The 18,738-nt window shown below is 44.4% G+C and carries 18 protein-coding genes and 2 pseudogenes; 10 read left to right on the forward strand and 10 right to left on the reverse strand.

The window, feature by feature from the left end; all coding sequences use genetic code 11:
- From RW65_RS03485 to RW65_RS03495, 3 genes are all read right to left on the reverse strand, one after another.
- Positions 1–639 (reverse strand): hypothetical protein (locus RW65_RS03485; RefSeq protein ID WP_039055301.1); only part of this gene is annotated, 639 nt, incomplete at its 3' end.
- 208 nt (positions 640–847) lie between these two features.
- Positions 848–1,672 (reverse strand): DUF932 domain-containing protein, encoded by an 825-nt coding sequence (locus RW65_RS03490; RefSeq protein ID WP_000197385.1) that lies wholly within the window; start codon positions 1,670–1,672, stop codon positions 848–850.
- Positions 1,673–1,766: 94 nt separating this feature from the next.
- Positions 1,767–2,630 carry a GTPase family protein gene (locus RW65_RS03495; protein ID WP_001071225.1) on the reverse strand — a complete coding sequence of 288 codons (864 nt, stop codon included), beginning with the start codon at positions 2,628–2,630 and terminating at the stop codon, positions 1,767–1,769.
- Positions 2,631–2,906: 276 nt separating this feature from the next.
- On the opposite strand from RW65_RS03495, the gene RW65_RS03500 reads away from it, so the two are divergent.
- On the forward strand, positions 2,907–3,617 hold the full coding sequence (locus RW65_RS03500; RefSeq protein WP_024198337.1) for a TOPRIM nucleotidyl transferase/hydrolase domain-containing protein: 711 nt from the start codon (positions 2,907–2,909) through the stop codon (positions 3,615–3,617).
- 521 nt (positions 3,618–4,138) lie between these two features.
- On the forward strand, positions 4,139–5,161 hold the full coding sequence (locus tag RW65_RS03505) for a hypothetical protein (RefSeq protein WP_000884912.1): 1,023 nt from the start codon (positions 4,139–4,141) through the stop codon (positions 5,159–5,161).
- A gap of 215 nt (positions 5,162–5,376) precedes the next feature.
- On the opposite strand, the gene RW65_RS03510 is transcribed toward RW65_RS03505, so the two are convergent.
- Positions 5,377–6,288 carry a LysR family transcriptional regulator gene (locus RW65_RS03510; RefSeq protein WP_223952566.1) on the reverse strand — a complete coding sequence of 304 codons (912 nt, stop codon included), beginning with the start codon at positions 6,286–6,288 and terminating at the stop codon, positions 5,377–5,379.
- Positions 6,289–6,400: 112 nt separating this feature from the next.
- Here RW65_RS03510 and RW65_RS03515 point away from each other — a divergent pair, with 112 nt between their 5' ends.
- The gene (locus tag RW65_RS03515) at positions 6,401–7,561 is read left to right on the forward strand and encodes an alpha/beta fold hydrolase (RefSeq protein WP_231564354.1); all 1,161 of its coding nucleotides are present in this window, start codon (positions 6,401–6,403) and stop codon (positions 7,559–7,561) included.
- A 342-nt stretch (positions 7,562–7,903) separates the two neighbouring features.
- Here the strand turns inward: RW65_RS03515 and RW65_RS03520 are convergent, their stop codons facing one another.
- Positions 7,904–9,556 (reverse strand): coiled-coil domain-containing protein, encoded by a 1,653-nt coding sequence (locus RW65_RS03520; RefSeq protein ID WP_001575467.1) that lies wholly within the window; start codon positions 9,554–9,556, stop codon positions 7,904–7,906.
- Entirely contained in the window at positions 9,556–10,641 is a 1,086-nt protein-coding gene (locus tag RW65_RS03525; RefSeq protein WP_000521770.1) for a DUF4297 domain-containing protein, read from the reverse strand. Before RW65_RS03525 ends, RW65_RS03520 begins: the two co-directional genes overlap by 1 nt.
- Positions 10,642–10,859: 218 nt before the next feature.
- Between RW65_RS03525 and RW65_RS03530 the strand changes: the two genes are divergently transcribed.
- The gene (locus tag RW65_RS03530; protein WP_000878752.1) at positions 10,860–11,042 is read left to right on the forward strand and encodes a hypothetical protein; all 183 of its coding nucleotides are present in this window, start codon (positions 10,860–10,862) and stop codon (positions 11,040–11,042) included.
- 91 nt (positions 11,043–11,133) lie between these two features.
- On the forward strand, positions 11,134–11,736 hold the full coding sequence (locus RW65_RS03535) for a site-specific integrase (protein WP_001324664.1): 603 nt from the start codon (positions 11,134–11,136) through the stop codon (positions 11,734–11,736).
- A 172-nt stretch (positions 11,737–11,908) separates the two neighbouring features.
- On the opposite strand, the gene RW65_RS03540 is transcribed toward RW65_RS03535, so the two are convergent.
- The 3 genes from RW65_RS03540 to RW65_RS03550 form a co-directional block, all read right to left on the reverse strand.
- Complete coding sequence (locus tag RW65_RS03540) at positions 11,909–12,832, reverse strand: cation diffusion facilitator family transporter (protein ID WP_000167917.1); 924 nt, start codon at positions 12,830–12,832, stop codon at positions 11,909–11,911.
- Between the two features lie 199 nt (positions 12,833–13,031).
- Positions 13,032–13,604, reverse strand: a complete 573-nt coding sequence (locus RW65_RS03545; protein ID WP_001515348.1) for a cytochrome b/b6 domain-containing protein — start codon at positions 13,602–13,604, stop codon at positions 13,032–13,034.
- A 475-nt stretch (positions 13,605–14,079) separates the two neighbouring features.
- Complete coding sequence (locus RW65_RS03550; RefSeq protein ID WP_000219087.1) at positions 14,080–15,318, reverse strand: IS110-like element ISEsa2 family transposase; 1,239 nt, start codon at positions 15,316–15,318, stop codon at positions 14,080–14,082.
- 293 nt (positions 15,319–15,611) lie between these two features.
- Here RW65_RS03550 and RW65_RS22555 point away from each other — a divergent pair, with 293 nt between their 5' ends.
- Positions 15,612–15,764, forward strand: a complete 153-nt coding sequence (locus RW65_RS22555; RefSeq protein ID WP_156123960.1) for a hypothetical protein — start codon at positions 15,612–15,614, stop codon at positions 15,762–15,764.
- Positions 15,736–15,978 (forward strand): annotated as a pseudogene (locus tag RW65_RS03555) (cytochrome b/b6 domain-containing protein); the annotation flags it as partial. The gene RW65_RS22555 and the pseudogene RW65_RS03555, both read left to right, overlap by 29 nt.
- Before the next feature lie 232 nt (positions 15,979–16,210).
- Here the strand turns inward: RW65_RS03555 and RW65_RS03560 are convergent.
- Positions 16,211–17,008 (reverse strand): YagM family protein, encoded by a 798-nt coding sequence (locus RW65_RS03560; protein WP_000003883.1) that lies wholly within the window; start codon positions 17,006–17,008, stop codon positions 16,211–16,213.
- 378 nt (positions 17,009–17,386) lie between these two features.
- Here RW65_RS03560 and RW65_RS03565 point away from each other — a divergent pair, with 378 nt between their 5' ends.
- The 3 genes and pseudogenes from RW65_RS03565 to RW65_RS21575 all read left to right on the forward strand — a co-directional run.
- Positions 17,387–17,968 carry a YagK/YfjJ domain-containing protein gene (locus RW65_RS03565; protein ID WP_000347296.1) on the forward strand — a complete coding sequence of 194 codons (582 nt, stop codon included), beginning with the start codon at positions 17,387–17,389 and terminating at the stop codon, positions 17,966–17,968.
- 103 nt (positions 17,969–18,071) lie between these two features.
- Positions 18,072–18,278, forward strand: a complete 207-nt coding sequence (locus tag RW65_RS03570) for a helix-turn-helix transcriptional regulator (protein WP_000985661.1) — start codon at positions 18,072–18,074, stop codon at positions 18,276–18,278.
- Between the two features lie 102 nt (positions 18,279–18,380).
- Positions 18,381–18,738 (forward strand): annotated as a pseudogene (locus RW65_RS21575) (hypothetical protein); the annotation flags it as partial.

Consider the following 18,738-nt stretch of genomic DNA (forward strand, 5'->3'; position numbering starts at 1 on the left):
CGGAAGGGCCCGGATAAAGCCCGCCTGTGTGGTTAACTGGCTGAGACGTTTTAGCGGGGTGAAAGTTGTATTGAGGACTGTCACCGCATGGATGGTCGCCAGTGGATGCACGGTGATATGCCCGTTAAGTTCACCGGTGAGGTACCAGCAGCCGTCGAGTGATATCAGGCGGTACGGGGCCAGTCCGTCACAGCGCTCTCCCTCAGCCAGCAGCAGTACCCGTTGGCAGGCGGTAATAGCACTGACGAGACGGTAGAACACCAGTGAGGTGGCCGGTGATATAGTCTGTGGCGGTTGCCACACCAGACAGGGCATCCCTCCTGCTGTGAGCAGCATGCCCGCCAGACGCCGGTCCAGCCCCGGAAAGATATCGGCCAGTCCGGACCGGTGAGCAAAGGTCAGCGCATCCAGCTCACCCTGTACGCCCCCACTGGTGCTGCGCAGGCGGCATTGCCCTCGTCGATACTCCAGGTCCAGATACATCAGCCGTTCGCGAAAATCCCGTCGCAGGGTACGGACTGACACACTAAACTCTGCAGCCAGCCGGGCCATGTTCAGCGTCTCACCGGCAACCAGGCGGCTGATTATCAGTGACAGCCTGACAGCCAGTCGGTCGTGACGGCGCTCTGCCTGTGTTATCTCAAATCTCCGTAATAATTAACTGACTGAATATGAAATGATTCTAAAGAGGGGGGCGGACAGGGTATGGACATGGAATGAACTATTTTTTATCTGCCACCGGAGGCAAGCCCAACGCGGCGCACCGTGAAATACGGTGATAAAACACTCAATCCAATGGAGGTAAAACGGACAGGGAGTGTCCTTTCCCAACATGCTGATAACAAGCTCAGGACTGAAACCCACTCAGCATCGCTTCCGCCATCACCCAGAGAGCCCGGTTGAGCTTCACATCGCCGTCGATACCACGCACGGCGCGGGTATGTGTTCGCCCACCTTTTGCACTCCGGCCACTGAGCCCGCCCTTAATCAGGTTCTCCTGAATACGCTGGTATGTGGTCCACAGGTCATTGCTCTCATCCTGCCAGCGGCGTGGGGAGAGTATCTGAGGTGCTGTCACCGGCTGGTGGTCCTCACCAAAACGGTACGTCAGTGCAGCCTGTGCCAGAGCCTGTTGTGCAGGTGGCGGCAGCATCAGCGACTGCATGGCATCCCGCTTCTCTTCCACACGGTCAAAAATACCCAGCACTTCATACGCCCCCTCAATCACCTGACTCACGACATCTCCTTTGTGCGGTACCCGCACCTCGCCGAACGATTCACCGCAGACAAGCCCGTTCTGGCATACCGCACGGAATAATCCCGGTAACATCTGATACGAGCTGGTGCCGTCATGAGAATTGAGCAGAATGATTTCTGGGACTTGCTTGCCAGTAATTTGTCCCTCCCGGCGCAGACGTAACATATGCTTTGTATGCTCGCGACGCCCCGGGTCACGCACCCGGGTCTGGCAGGCAAAGAAAGGCTGAAAGCCTTCACACTGCAGATTTTCAAGAACGGTAATGGTTGGTATCCAGGTATACCGTGCGCTACGAGACGCATGCTTCTCCTCGCTGAAGACACTGGGCACTACACGAAACAGCTCTTCCTGGGTTAACGGACGGTCACGACGAATAAGGTTTGCTGCGCCAAAGCGCGAAGCCAGACGGGTCATAAGCAGACTCCTCATGATGGAAAATTAAATACAAAAAGCCCCGCCGCAAAATCGCGGCAGGGCTCAGGAAACTACGGGTTAGAAGGGTTAATGTTCAGAAGAAGAAATTCCAGACTGCACGGGCGACTGATACCACGATGTCGCGCACAGACTGGATGACTGACCGAACCTGGGCCGGTATCAGGGGCATGGAACTTACTGTATCCAGTACCGAGCCGACCGTTTCACCAAAATCGTCACGGGCTTTTTTATTAACGGCATCGGTACGAAGTGGCGCACTGAGTTGTACTGCCACCTGACTACTGGCCTCCCGTGGCAAGCAACGAATCATCCGCTCAGCCATCATCCGCAGCCCCCACTGCAAACGTATCGACACCGCACAGACAGGGTTTACAGGTTGGAACAACTCATGCAGCAGACAGATTTTGAGGCTGATATTTCGTTTCTGCTCTGTAGACAGCTTTTCACCACCGCAGGTGGGTTCAACCTTGTCAGACTGGCTGATAACAAACAACACCTTATGCCGGTATGCTTCACCAATCACCTGCCGGTAAAAATGTTCATCTACGGCCAGCGCCCGATCATCACCCTTAATCAACCACAGAACCAGATCCAGCTGGGGGAGCTGTTTACGGTACAGCGTGGCATACTCTGTATCCCGGCGCTCAGACTCCCCGACGCCGGGTAAATCCACCAGCGTCATAAAGCGCTTCCCCACTTGCAGGCGAAAGCGTAAGGGTTCGCGTGTGCAGGCGGTCACATCGCTGACCGGTGAAATCTCACCGGTAAACAGGGCATTACATAAGCTGCTCTTGCCCGAGCCAGTTTTACCCATGATGCCAATCACCGGCTCATAGTCAGTAAGCTGATTTATCTGCTGCAGAATACGCTCTGATGCCCAGTGCGGCAGGTTAGAAAGCGAATGCTGCAGTGACTGTAAACCTTCAAATTGATTCATTACTGCTCCTCTGAAATGAAAACAAAAAAGGCAAGACCGTGAGGTTCTGCCTTTAATGAGGTATGTTCAGGGGAATGATATATATCTGAATATTTTTAGAATGCTGATAGGCCGTTCTGTGCCAGGAGCGGACGTTGCGAACGCTTTGAGACTGATGATCATTTCAGATGTTAATTAATTAAAGGCATGGTAATGTTTAGGCTCTGTAGGGTAAATTTCCCGCAGTATTTTCGGTTATCAATAGCTTGTGGAGTTAACTCTCAGAGGGGGCAGTTAGTGGGAACAACAATGGAGGACATCCAATACGAAGAAATGTTAAATGAGCTTCTATTCGAAAAAGTAATGAAGAATGAAGCAAAAAAACAATGCATTTACATTTTTGTCGAAGGTGAGTCTGAAGAACTTGCTTTTCAACCCTTACTTGAAGACTGTGGTATAGATTTCGATAAGCTTGGTATTGTAATTGCAAATTACAATGGGATTGGTAACTTAAAACACGCCATAAGACTTCTACATAAAACATTGAGCCATGATCGACCAATAATAGTAACGTATGATGATGATCATGAAGGAAAAATAATAAAGAAAATAAATAGCCCATTGATCACATACTTTAAAATACCATTTAGCCCTGTAGTTTCTTATAATGATGGAACTTTAGGCGGAACATTTGAAGAAAGCTTTCCTAAAGATTGCTTTATAGAAGCTTGCTTTCAGCAAAATGTTATAGCTAGTTCTTTTTTATCAAAACGTAATGACTTTGAAAAAAAATTCAATCCAACTCAGCCATGGTTAGCTCAATTAGCACAATTCATTTCTTCCAATGGTGGGACTCCTAATTCTATAAATAAAACAAAATTAGCTGAAAACATGATGCTTTCAGTATCTCAGATACCTGAAACCTATAATGAGTTAGCAAAGTTAATCATTGATATTAGAAACAAGACCCCAATAAAACACCCTGAAAATGTAGATTTGAATTTGTAAATAATACTATTTATTTTCACGCACTGATTTTTCCGCGTTTGGTAGGTATTATCGCAACGTCCTATTTTCACTCATAGCTGCCCTACCTACCTTCTTGATGGGCAGCTTCGTGCCAGAAGCGGACATAGCATCCGCTAAAGTAAAAGCAGGCGTTAATACCTGTGAGGGGTAAAAACGCGCATCGATTAACAAGAGTAACTGTAGTGATTCACAATCATGAAAAAATTTTCTTTATACAGAATAAGAAGCCATTTAATATGGTTAGAAGATTTAATTTAAGAGTAAATTATATATAATATATGGCTAATTAACTTATGTTAATGGAACTATAAAATGAAAACTTCAATGAGTTAATCGGTGGATTAAATAAATATATCGTTCCTGGACTTCAGAGAGATAAGACTAATGATTTTCAAAAATAGATTTCTGAACAAGCAGTGAAAGTGTGGGGTGTTAACTAATACATCAAGATATACTTTAAACGGATAATATATAAAGTCACAATCAAAGGTAGATGAAAAATGTTAGACTTAGAATATGCTGTAACTGAGCCTTTTTTAAATTACCATTTATTTCATGAAGGATTAAATACGAAGGTTAAGGTTTTAACCTCATCACTTAATCATGTGATTGAATATTTATTGACGCCAGGCAATGAAAATAAAATGAATGAGCTCATTAAGAAAACTGATAAATCTTGGCAATTCCCGCCGAATTTTTCACTTCCAAGCCCTCCAGTTGATGAATCAAATTTAAAAAATAAAACATCATCAAGAAGACTAGATAAGGAAGAGGATAATAATGAATTAGATTATCAATTAAAGAAAAAGGAATTAGCGCAAGAGATGTTGTATTGGTATGTAAGTGAAATGGCTATATTTGGCACTTTTTCTGCTTTGGATGATTGTATTGTCGATATTGATTCTTGGTTTTCAAGTTGGGCAATGTTTAATAACACTCAAGATAAAAAATCGGAATCAACCAGTAGTAACAAAATTGAAAGGTTATATGATTCACACGAATGGAACATGAAGAACATAAAGACATTCCTTCCGATTTATGAGTATTTTTCAGCAGTTAGAAATTCAATAGCTCATAGGCAATCCAAAGCATCTCATAAGTTATCAGAGATATCAAAATCCCAAGAATTAAAAGAGTCAGTAGAGAGAAACTTCCCAAAAGGTAAACCATTAAGTGAATTTGAATATAATGAAGATATATTCATCTCTCCAAAAACGTCGTTGCTTTGTTCTCACATAATAAGATTAATTTTCGAAGATATCAATAAATACATCATAAAAAAAATGGGTATTGAAGGTATCATCTACATGTCATGCAAACTTGCATTTGAACCATCATCTTATAATGAAAGCAAAGTTGTTAACTTAGCTAGAAATAGATTGAACGAAATCGTTAGTGGTCGATATCATGTTATTATAAAAGGTGAGGATGAAGCCGTTAAGGTTGCTGAGTCACTTGGCATTTGGCGTGATTGCGCTAAATTTCATGCGAACAATATGAGGAAATTAGATCCAAAATTCTAACCTTATCGCGAAATAATTTATGTGCCAGAGTTTCCCTGGCGCTATTGCGATAATGTTTTATTGGCCTATGCCTCGCAGATTAACACAGGGCGATGTTAAAAGTCGCCCTTTATAGTCAGAACAGATTCCTACTTCCGCTCCTCGCTCACAGCGGACCTTCAGCAGCCCATAGCTGTCTGCTATGTGCCAGAAGCGGATGTTACTTCTTGCATATTTCAATTTTCTTCTCCCCACAGCGGTGTATCTCCTAACGCTTTAGCAATAAAATCAACAAAGCTGCGAACCTTGAAAGGAATACGGATCGCGCTGGGATAAACAGCCTGAATAGTAAGTTCAGTCGTCCGGTATGCTGGCAGCAGCTTTATCAGCTTGCCCTGCTTAATATGCTCGCCAAAAACAAAGTTGGGCCCGTAAGCAATGCCTGTTCCGGCCAGTACGGATTCAAGAAGCAACTGAATGTTATTGGCAGTCATACGGCATGGGCCTTCAATACTGTGCGGCCTGCCTTGTGCATCATAAATCGTCCAGTCTCCCGCTGAAACCGCCTGGCTGAACGCCAGTCGAGGCGCACGGGAAAGATCATCCGGCGTCTCTGGTGTGCCATGTTTTTTCAAATACTCCGGTGAAGCGCACAAAACCATCCTGCAAGGTGCCAGCCGCCGCGTAACCAGTGTCGGATCCTCAAAACGCCCAACTCGGATGGCAACATCGATTCGATTTTCGAGCAGATCGGCGTATTTATCCTCCAGTACAACGTCCAGACTGACCTCCGGAAATTGCTCCAGGTAGCGTGATACGATCCTACCAAGATGCATTGCACCGAAGGCGACCGGTGCTGCAACGCGAAGCAACCCCTTCGGTGTTTTCTGAACATCACTGGCTTCCCGGTTCGCATCCTCAAGAACCTCAAGAATAACTTTGCAACGTTCATAATACCGCTCACCGGCATCCGTCAGGCTAAGACGGCGTGTTGAACGCTGAAGAAGTCGTACATTTAGATCAGATTCTATAGCGCTGACATGCTTTCCTGCCATTGCAGCCGAAAGCTTAAAACGTCTCGCGGCGGCGGCGAAACTGCCTTCATCCACTGCCGCGATAAAAATCTGCATGCTGGTGAACCTGTCCATAACTTACCACCATTCGATAATCAGAGTATCGGCTGTCGACACAATTACGCTGATTATCATCACTCATGACAGCAATTACCATTACCTTAATGACATGAAGAGGCATGAGACGATGAAAATTAAGGTGAATGGAACGGGTATCCACATTGAGCAACAGGGCAGCGGTGAAATTGCACTGGTATTTTTGCATTATTATGGCGGTTCATCCCGTACATGGGAGAGCGTGATAAGTCAGTTACCTGACCACTACCGCACAGTTGCAATCGACCACCGGGGCTGGGGGGGCTCAGACGCACCTAAATCAGGATACCGAATTGGTGACCTTGCTCGGGATGCCGAAGGGGTTATTTCAGCGCTTGAGCTTAAACGCTACATTCTTATTGGCCATTCGATGGGGGGAAAAGTTGCCCAACTGATGGCGTCGCGTCGGCATGCAGGTCTTGAAGGCCTGATGCTTATCGCTCCCTCTCCACCTTCACCTATGCGTCTCACGCCTGAGCAGCGCGATACGTTATCCAGCGCATATAACAGCCGCGAATCTGTCGGCTTTGTGATTGATAATGTCCTGACAGCGGGGGCACTAAGTTCTGCTCTGCGTGAACAGGTAATCGAGGACAGTTTGAGGGCCTCATCCGAGGCCAAAGAAGGCTGGCCTAATACGGCTATCGGCGAAGACATTACCCAGGAAGTGGCCTCAATTAATGTCCCTGTGACGGTCATTTCAGGGGAGTTGGATCGTGTAGACCTTCCGGCTACTCTGCAAAGAGAATTGCTGCCCCTTATTTCACATGCATCAATGTATATTATTCCAGACGTCGGACATCTCTTGCCTCTGGAGGCCCCTACAGAGGTCGCCAGCCACCTGTTAAAATTTACAGCCGCCATTGAAGGGGGGACAGCAGTCTACCATTCGCCTGTCGAAACGATAGCCGCGTTTGATGATGCTTTCAATGCAGGCAGGGTTGATGACCTGCTGGCTCTGTTCAGTAACCGTGCCACTATGAAAATGACTGATGGTGTGGTCATCGAAAGCGATCCTGAAAAGCTTCGGGACACTTTTTTGTCACTGACATCATCCCAGCCAGTTATCAGAAACCATATCCGCTCGATCCTCTCCGCCGGTGAAATTGCTCTGCTTATTATTGACTGGACTTTGACCATAACCACCAAGGATAGAACACTGCACGAAGAGTCCGGTACAGCAACGCAGGTGTTGTTGCGAAGCGTTGACGGAGGTTGGCGGCTGCTGATTTCAAATCCATCAGGAACGTAGTGAGTTCAGTAAGAATAGCTTGCGCTAGCAATATCGCGTGGCTGCAGAGAGGTAAGTGACATCCGCCACCACCCGCATGCCGTTTTAAGGCATGCGGTAATAACGATGAGCGCAAGATTGCTGTTATGTCTTGCTGCTTTCGGAGCGCCTGCTTTTCGCTCACAGCGGACCTTCAAACCAGCCATCTCGTCCTCTCTGTGCCGAAAGCTGAAGTAGCTAATAGCACTTATTGTTGATCAATGAAGAGCTGGTCAATTGAATAGGCTAATTTAATTGATAGCTAGCGTAACTATGAGGAGACACACTCATAGTGATGAGCGTGTTCCCATATAAATGATCAGATTATGATAACGCAGCTCGTTCATAAAGAGGCATAATCTCTTGATAAACCTGATTGTAAAGCTCTGATTTTAGCAGACTGTATTTTTCAGTCATAATAAGTGTTTTAAACTGATTCGTTTCTCTTTCAAATGAAACTGAGCCGATAATTAGCTGGCTATTAGTTGATAAACCATTAATACATAAATCGAATAACTTTTTTGTTGTGCGCGGATCTGGATCTTGTTGTTTAGGCGAGTCAATTACTACTGGAAGCATAGGACTTGTCGATTTATCTTCTATTGTTTTTAGAAGAGCATAGTGATAAGCCAATATTGACCTTGGAGCACGGCTGCCTGTTTCGCTCTTAGAAATCGGACCATATTGAAGAATAGTTCCAACTTTAGGATCTTTGATACCTAACTCAGTTTGCGCAAACTTCAGTGACTCTTTAAACTTATCATTGATTTCTTTTGCTCGCTTTTTATCTTCGAACTTTGCTATTTCTTTTGAAAGCTGAGTTCTAGCAACATCCAATTCGCCTATTTTTAGCAGTAATTCGTTAATTTGCTCATCGAAAGTTACCTCAACCTGCTTACTTGCTTGAGACTTAATAACGTCTTGAAGAGTCAGTTGCTCTTTGACTTCCAGAAGCATGTTTTTGAGTTCTGAGCTTAAGCTTATAGCCTGTTTCAAATCTTCTTTAATTTTAGAGAGTTGATCATCATATACAGATTTTTCCTCATACAACTTTGGTATGATTTGCAATAGCTTTTCTTTATTCTCAAGTACTACATATCTCGCTTCTAAGCCTGCCGATGGTAGCAAAGAATCTATATCATTTTCATCGAGCTGTCTTTTTGATTCCTCTATTTCTGTTACTAATTCATCTCGTAGAGATAATATTTTTATGAGCTTAATTCTGTATTCTGTTTCTTCTTGATGTAAGTCTTGGCACTTACGAAGGAAACGTTCCAGCAGCTCTTCATAATATTTTACATCCACATCGAAAAGTACTCTTCCAAATGACTCTTCGAATCGCTTTTTAGCTCTCTTTAGAGCTTTTAACGTCGTTCGGATTTCAACAAGATCGATATCAATTAAATTAATCTTTCCTTGTAAAGTATAGTACTCCTTTGGTTTTACACCAGTATGAAAATTCAAGATATTTTTTTGCCAGTCCTCATACATAGCCAAACTGCTAAATGAATCTAAAACCTTCCCCCAACCGTTATCTTGATCAATATAGTAAGGGAGATAAAGACTTGCTGGTTGTGCTTGTCCCTGAACCAAATTAGTTTTAGTCACAAGCTCCAAATTGAAATCAAAGACATCACGCACAGCTAATGCAATCTCTGCACGAGAGCTAGAGGTCACTAAGTGATGCTCTTGTCCTGCTGTTATATCGAAAATGGAAATACGTTTTTCGTGGCGAAGAAACGCATAGTCACGATTATTAACACAAATAACAACTTTTGAAACAAAGTTATCTTCTTTCCACTTTTTATCCAGTCGAACATCAGCACCTAATGTATGATATAAGCTCTTAATAAAGCTAGACTTACCTGTGTCGTTCTCACCTGTAATGATATTAATATCAGGTGAGAACTTGAAGGAGAATCCTTTCTTATCGCGAAGGGATAATATATGAGCACTTTTAAAGTATATGCTTTTCATTATTCACCTCCCTCTAAGAGCTTCTGGATTATTGAGTAAATAACTATGCATTCTTTCTTCCCTGACTTTAAAGTCAATGCATAATCTGGACAAAGTGCATCAATTTTGTACATGGTTTCAGTTAGATATAATTTCAAATCCGAGTGAGCACTCGCCTCATCGTAAAGGCTAATTGCATATTCTAGATATACAGTCGAAGGATTTTTTTTGTTTTGGTTAAGGTCGATGCAAACTTGTGAGAACATGGCTTGCAGGATAATGAGCTGAAGCGATGTTTTGCCAAGATCATTGAATAGGGGACTAGCTTTGTCCCAATCAGGCTTTAAACTATTACTTGCATTCAAGGAATCAAGCACACCATTCAATGCTTCTGATGAGAAACCCTTTCGTGAGATAAGTTCAGGAAAATTAATAATATCTGCGGATTTTACCTTGGATTTTTCTCGACACGCCTGTTCAAGCAAAGAAGCTAATGCATTAACACTCAGGCTAATGCTATCGCCAAACTTCTTGCTAAGGAAATCGCATAGTTTACCTTTTAGATGTGTAATGTGGTCATCTAGGCTTAATGAGGATTGAACGAAACGCATAACAGAAAGATCGATACTGGAGTCATCAAGCTTTACTTGATCTTTGATTGCTTTCTTAAAGCTCGTCTGATACTCCACTTTGACTTCATTTGCACCAAAACAAGACTTACCACCGTTTTCCTCACATAGATTGAAAGAAGCATTAGTAACAAAAAGGAGCTTGGGTGAATATTCGGCGAAATTCTTTTGATGAATAAATAACTTACCGATGATAGATATGGGGTTCTTCTTGGTGCTATTACTAAGAGTGGATGCAGTCCAGTGTTTCTCTCTTGTTTTTACTTGAGCAAATGTGAGTTGTGTTGGAGAAACTTCGTCATCAAGAATAAGAACATCATCATGATATTCGAAGATAAACACATAGTTCTTTTCATCTAGTTCATATTCCAGCATTTGAGATAAAGCCCAGCAAGTTTGATAGTCAAACCCACGTTGAGCAATCTCACCGCCTCTTTCAGACTGCGGAATACTAACTAATGTTTCAGCTAACCCCATATACTCCCTTATGTTTAGTTCAATGGACTCGCGTAACAACATCATTAATCCGATTGAATACAAATAGTAGCATTAGCACGAACTATTGGGTAACACATTCTGAAAGTTAAAAATATGTGAGTTGCAACATCGAAACAGGGAAGCTAAGTAAGCGACTTTGTCTCTAGCGAAGTCATAGCTCTATTCGTTCAGAGGAGGACCAAGAGTCTTTGAAGTACGTGCTGGCGGCGCTCGCCAAGCGTTTTGGAGGCGATGAACATGGTGAAGACTATGAGAAGGTGCGATCGGTTGCCTTCACACGTTTCTACGGCGAGGACGACGAAGATGGTCTTGTTAGTCTGCAGCGTTTCGCAGTTGGGTTAGTCCAGAGCTTGATGGCTGAGATTGTGACCTGCTCCTAGATGATTAATACGCCACTATGCTGGTAATGTCAGCAGATCGCTCATAAGGGACAACCATACTCAAATCTCCCACATTGCAGGAGATTTGAGTATGAACACGTCACCGTGGAACAAAGACCGTATCATAGGCCAAAAAAGGCCACTTCAGATATCTCATATCTGGGGTATCCGAATCCGACTTGAACTGGAAGGTAAAACGCGCGATTTAGCTCTGTTCAATATGGCACTGGACAGTAAGCTTCGAGGCTGTGATCTGGTCAAACTCAAAGTATCTGATGTTGCATATGGTAGCTCTGTTTCGAGCAGAGCAACGGTATTGCAACAGAAAACCGGTAGCCCTGTGCAATTTGAGATAACCAAAGGGACAAGAGAAGCTGTTGCTGCATTGATAAAGCTTGGCAATTTGCACAGTAAAGACTTCTTGTTTCGGTCTCGGATCGGAACTAACCAGCATATTTCAACCCGGCAATACAACCGAATCTTTCATGGGTGGGTAGAAAAGCTTGGTCTCGAAGAGACGCTTTACAGCACACATTCCATGAGAAGAACAAAACCTTACCTGATCTACAAGAAAACCAAGAATCTCCGGGTGATCCAACTTCTGTTGGGTCATAAGAAACTGGAAAGCACAGTCCGTTATCTGGGCATTGAAGTCGATGATGCGTTAGAGATTTCTGAATCGATTGAAGTCTAAGGTTATCAGGGCTGCAACAGCAGCCCTGTGCCAGAAGCGGACTTTTTAAAAATATTGCGTGCCCAACAATTGGGCGCAGGTCACATCAAGTACCCTCAGAATTATAGAGAATACCTGAAATTTTTGTAGAGCGAGGTTTGTTACCCTGCCCGACCAGCGACATGTGGTTAGTTTAGTGATCAGAAATGTCGAGCGTTTGGTCGTTCATTGACGCGGGATCTTCCAACGGTTCCACATGAGTGGTGATATGGATAAAAGGCAGTGCGGTGCGGATATCATTCTCTATACGCTCGGCCCAGTCGTGCCCATATTGAACAGTCCATCGCCCAGGAACTAGGATGTGCATTGTCATAAACGCCCGCCCGCCAGCCTGGCGTGTACGTAGTGCATGGAAATCAAGCCCCTGTTCACGATATCCTGCCAGCAGTGACTCGATTTTTTTGAGTTCTTCCGTGGGTAGCGATACGTCCATCAGACCTGCAGCTGAACGACTCATAAGCTGATAACCAGTCCAAACGATGTTGGCTGCGACCAGCAATGCAACGATCGGATCGACCCAAAACCAGCCGGTCAGATAAACCAGTCCGACACCAAAAATGACACCGACCGACGTCCAGACATCGGTCAGCAGGTGATGAGCATCTGCCTCAAGAGTGATAGAGTTGTGCTGCCTGCCAGCCCTTAACAAAATGCGAGCCGTCACAAAATTAAGGATTGATGCGACTGTTGAAACCAGTAATCCGAGACCAATCTCCTCAAGCGGCTGTGGAGTTAACATCCGCTCAACTGCGGTATAGGCGATACTGGCTGCCGCCAATAGGATCAGAAATCCTTCGAAAGCACTCGAGAAATATTCGGCTTTGCCGTGCCCATATGCATGGTTCTCATCGGCCGGAAGCGCAGCCAAGGTCAGCATCCAGAGCGCCATTAGGGCTCCTGCGAGGTTAACTACGGATTCGATGGCATCAGATAGCAGACCGACCGAACCGGTCATTTTCCACGCCACACCTTTGAGTCCGATAGTGGCAATAGCCGTGGCAATGGAAAGCCAAGCGTAGTGCGTCAGCGGACGAGGTAACCCTTTTGTTTTAGTCATTATTAACTTCCTAAAATAGGACGACTAACTCACATTTCTATCCATGATAGATAATTAAACAATCATTTCGCCATGAATATTTTTTCGTTTTTATTAAATTTAATTAAAAAGTCTCTGCAAGTGCTGTTTCATCTTCTAGTAAACTAAATTTTATTTTTAGGGTTTTCTTCAACTTGAAGTAATATTATCTCACAACAGATTAGTCACTTAGGTTAACTGAGCGGCTTTTATATTTTTCAATTAAAATATGCAAAACTCCCATTGCACCATGTGCATAAAAATAGACCTCAATGAAAGTAGTAAAGAACTTATGCCAGTGGATTACTGTTTCAGCCAGATTTGACTGCATGGTATTCAACAAGAACCATAGGCCACCTGAAAGTGCTACAATTAGCAATGCTAGAACTCCAAATCCTTGGATTGTACTGGCAATACCTCCCGAATGTGCATCGGGCAGTCGGAAACTAGTCAACGTTTTTATATCTTGCTTAATACCACTAAAGTCAAGCCCTACCCATGAAAAATAATAAGTAAAACCTCTTTGAGTAAGCATCCAACTTAACATAATAAAACCACAAATAATCAGTCCTAACCCTGAAATAATGTGCATCCAGGTTATAACTCCTTCAAGACTATGTTCACCAATTGCTTCGGTCTCTGTCAGATTAGAGTTAATAATTTGTGATAATATTAGAAATGCCACAATGATGTGAAGAATACGAAAAAAAGGAGCGTAATCATGGGGTAATAGATTCCAGAGTCGCAATTTCATTAATGAGTCCTTAGTAAATTTATCGATGATCTTAATCATACAAAAGAATTATTAGGATAACCTTAATTCTTAAAATTGCAGCAGGCATTAGTTCACCTCTGATATGGCCACTTGCGAAATGGGAATGGTAACTGTTATTACTATGTGTTTACTTGCTGTTCTTGTTACGCAGCCCCTTAAACACATTACTTTCAAATATGATTTCCTGCTGGGTTTAAATATGTGTCTTTCTATAGTGCGGCAACCTATTTTTACACCAACTCATGAATTAAATAAGAATCATAAATTAAATGAGAGGTTTAATTCTCTTGCTTAACGCGATGATATTAAATGGAAATTTTAATTTTTGTAATTTATTAAACAGTTAGAATGAGACATGGTAAATACGATCTTCCTTTAGATAATTCTGATAGCACTTTTTCTACTGGGCAGTCTGCAATGTCCGCTTCACGCCCTGAGACATTCGACAAGCTTTTTATGGCTTCAGTAAGGGCGAGTGTCTCGCTTCGAGAGCCAGCAAATATTTCGCTTCGTCATAACAGGTTCTGGCCTTCCAGCAGCGGTAAATGATCCTTATCCATTTGAACGCCAGTGCCCGGATCGCAGACTGATGAGATTTGCCCTTTTCTCTAAGGCCCTGATAATACAGTTTGGCCCAGTATGATGAATTAACCGTCTTGGCAGCCCATTCAACAAAGGTCTGCCTGACGAACTTGGCACATTGCCATCGCCAGTGAACCCAGGATTTTTGGCCGCTTCGTTCGGTCACCGGTGCTATACCTGCGTAGTTTTGAATTTCTTCAGCGCTGTTAAACCGGTCACGATTATCACCAAGTGCAGCAAGCATCCGTGGGCCCATGCACGGTCCCATGCCCGGAAGTGATTTGAACAGCCCCGCATCTGGCAATGTGTCAAACAGCGTTTCGATTCGTTCGTCATAGGTTTTGATGATTTCACTCACGACTTTAATTTGTGTCGCCAGTGCTGCTGCCATCAAAGCATTAGCCTCTATAACACTCGGGTCTGTAGTCAATGGGATCGCATTATCAATACTCGCAACACGTTGCTCGGTAAGGGCCATAGCGCGACCACCTTTGGCATTCAGAAAGTTGCGGATCGTGTCGCGTCTGGCTCGTTTCAGTTGTTGCAGACTGGGCCACCGGATAATCAGCTCACACAACAGTAAGCTACCCCGATGTGAGAACCACTCCAGTGGCTGAGGATAATACTGTTTAAGCGTGTTGATTATCCGGTTCACAAAGCGTCGTTTATCTTCAACCAACTGACGACGTTGCTCAACCAGTTGCTGAAGTAAGCGAATATCCGCATTGTCGGGTTCAATAGCTTTTATCTTCTGGGGGTAACGCAGCATTAACTCTAATGCCAGCTCGGCATCCTGCGGATCATCTTTAGCGCCGCTGGGCGAGAAGGCTTGCCGATAACGAGCCAGGGACAATGCGTGGACGGGGAAAACGGTGATAAAGGGGTATTTTTGAAGAGCATATACCACGGGGCCCTTCTTCAGTTCGAGAGCTATTGCGATTCTACCTTTTACTTTCTGGTGTAACTCAGTAAGCCAGGCATCAAGCGCTTCTGCTGTATGTTCAATCACATCGAATACGCGTTCACCGTTTTTAAACTGAACACAGACATCGTGTTTTTTATCAGCCCAGTCCAGACCAACGTGCGCAGCAAATTGATTAGTCACAGTCATCACCAACTCCTTTTTATCGGGGATTGGTATGCATTCCACGCTCTTCGAAAGAAATATAGCCAGCAGTTTATCTGCATGCCCTGAGTATTCGTTAGCGAACGTGGAGCACCTACTGGCTCGAAAGAAAAGCGGCGATCATCACATGATTCTCGCTCAATATTCGTAACCAGTAAGCGCATACCCTGAATCACTTCAAAGTGTAATTCTCAGGGTACGAATGACTATATCTCGCTCACAACGGACCTTCAGCTCAGTTAGTTCTAACCGCTTCGTGCTGTGAGTTCAACGGGTCTATGCAACCTGAATACGGGGCACTTGATGGTTATATCGCCCGGCAGGATGACGATATCGACTGGCCGCTGAAGCGCGATAATCCGACAGAAGATCATGGCTATGCAGCATTCATTTCGGAGAAAATTACTGGAGGTCGCTCTGATGGCTATTAACGGTAAGAGCTGGATTTTTCTGGGGCTCACTATTTCTCCTTTTGCTACGCCCGACCCTTTGGTGAAGTCAGTACTGAAAAATATTCACGAAACACTGGGTAATGCCGGATATTTCTTCATTGCTTTCCATGCGGCAGCGGCGTTGCTTCATCACTATGTCCAGAAGGACAACACACTATGTAGAATGCTTCCTGATCACAACAAGCCGATTTAATTTGTGTTTCTGCCGGGGGAGCGTCTTCCCGGCAGCAATATTGCTGCCCTCAACGCTTCGTTATATCCCCTGTAGCCCTGGTTCATGTCAGACAGAATGCCTGCAGCTCAGTACTGTATATTCTTTATCACATTGCTGACTTTCACCTGCACAAGGTAATTCAACCTAGATGAGTCTGAGGTTGCCACGGGATAGATGAAAACGCATGGCATGGCAGGAACAAGAATCAACGTTACTTTTTGTCCTGGTAAACCACTGTGATGTTGTCTGGTTTTCTTAACGTCGGGGCCGTAGCAGGGTCAATCAGGTACACAGGTACTATCACGGCATTTTTCCCACTAAACAGAATTGGCACCCAGCAATGAACACGTGGGTCTCCTGTCGTCTCCGGGATACCACTTGTACCGTATGACATAAGATCAACCACATTAATAAAAAGCGCCTTACCTATATCAAAGAAAAACTCGTTAAAAACCACATCTTTTGCCAGCAAAATTACAGCATCACCTGCTGCCAGTTTTATTGGGGATGAAGAGTGTCCAGAGGTTTCAACATCAGCAAAAATAATCCTTTCGGTATAGATAAAACAGGCATAGCGGGCATCCTGTTCTGATCTTTCCAGGAGCGACTGACAGAACTCTTTGATATGTCGATTTTCGACCCTGCCAACTGCATTATCCCGACGGAGGTGTCGCTTATGTTCGCGAACATGCACCTTGCCATTGACGCTGTCAAAGTCGTACCCTTTTCCAACCTGAAGCTTACTCTCCCAGATCTCCATACAATACTTTTCAGCAGCTACAACATTTCTTCGGCGAGGCAAATCCTGCTGGTAGACACCAGACAGTAGCCGGGCCTTAAGTTCGTCCGCAAGCTGATAATAGCGATTAATATCTTTCAGTACCGGAACGGTGGCATCCAGCAATGTGGAAATAACCTGCGATCGTGAGATCTTCTGTTTTTTGCTGTATTCATCCACAACACGCAGAGTCTCAGAATTGGTTACATTGAAAGTGATTCGTTCTGACATGCCAATCACCTATTAAGCATTTTAGAAAAAGTGCATAACAATTAACCTTAAACACCTTTATTATCAACAAGTTTATTCTATTGCTCTTTCTCTTTAGTTATCAATTCATAGTAACATGCTCTCACGTAAAAATACTGAATATGATGCTGTCAGGACAGCCTGGATACCAGGAGCGAACATTTGGGTTTTTAGTATAATTAAGGTCTTCATGTTTTAAGAACTTCCTCTTCATATCCCCTTCCCCAGTGATCCGCTTACCCCGTCTGTATATCTTCTGTCCCCACAGTACTGCTCAGTAAACAGAAATACTGTGACTTTCCTGCATAAAAATTACATATCACCACCTTCCTTTGTACACACACTACAGAGGATTAAATCATGGACTTTCCCTGGCCCTGGAATCGCAAATACACAATGAACTGGTTCCTGTTGTCGTTACTGAACCACCATCTTGATCAGCTACTGGAACGTTACTCCCGCCTTCAGCCCCTCAGACTCGATGTGTTCTATCAGAATGACACATGGCGTTATAACCATCACGGATGGTACGAGACAGAAAGGGAGGTACGCCAGTTAACAGAACATCTGATGTTAGAGAGCAACATCGTGGGCCACTTCTGGGTACTGGAGTGTACTTCCCGACACAAATGCCATGCCCATATCGTGATGTATCTTGATGGTCACCATAACCAGGCCACCTTTCCGGTGGCTGAACAGGCGGGGGCTGCCTGGCAGAAGATTACACAGGGTGAGGGGTACCACAATCGCTGTGATCCCAAGAAGTGCTACGAAGCCGATATCACCCGCCCCGTCAATTACGATGATGCTGCAGCCATCGACAACCTGCGCTACATCATCAGCTATCTCGCCAAGGAGAAATCAAAATACGGGCAGACTTACTACGGGGCCAACGAGGTACCACCCGCGAGTGGACTGGGCAGACCGCGAGGGCTTCGATAAAACGACGCACTTTTTTACGTCAGTTCCGGTTGTTATGCCGGAGAAGGGTACAGTGATTCATCACACGACTCCGGTACTTACTTAGCTACCGGAGAATCTCACCATGGCAATTAAACCTTCCCTGCTTGAAGATCAGTTCGTTGATATGACTTTCATCACCCGCCTGCTGGGGGTCAGTGATAAGTGGATTTACCGACTCATCAAAGATGGCATATTTCCAAAACCCATCAAACTGGGGCGAAGTTCACGATGGCTACAGAGTGAAGTGGAAGCCTGGCTACAGGCGAGAATCCACGAATCACGCAGCTAAATACCTCTCCTTACATATCACTTTCCTGACAGGCAAACTCTTTATCCTCTCATAGCGGAGGTTTGCGGCTGCCTGTCATTCAGTATCCAGGGATAATCCACCATGAAAGAGACAAAGACGCGATATAACAGTTTGCTGGTCAGCTATCAACGTTGGCTAAACGGGTTCACAAAACTGGCCATCATAAATGGCATGTGTCATCCCAATATTCAGGCCAGCCACCATCTGATGGTGGGCAGTCTGTACTTTCCCGGCGCAGGGCAGATGACTGCAGTGGTACCACAGTGCCTTTACCGACTGATTTACGGAAGTCAGCATCCAGAGCCAGTGTCGGTATTGACTGATATGCAAATCAGCCTTGAGACAAGGCAAAAAACTTTACTGCACCACCCAATGTTGGAAGGGATATTACTGAGTGAATGTATCCGCCTCAAACAACGCCCACTGGCAAATAGGCTGA

Origin of the sequence: Enterobacter sp. Bisph1, assembly GCF_000814905.1 — a bacterium.
GTDB lineage: Bacteria > Pseudomonadota > Gammaproteobacteria > Enterobacterales > Enterobacteriaceae > Kosakonia.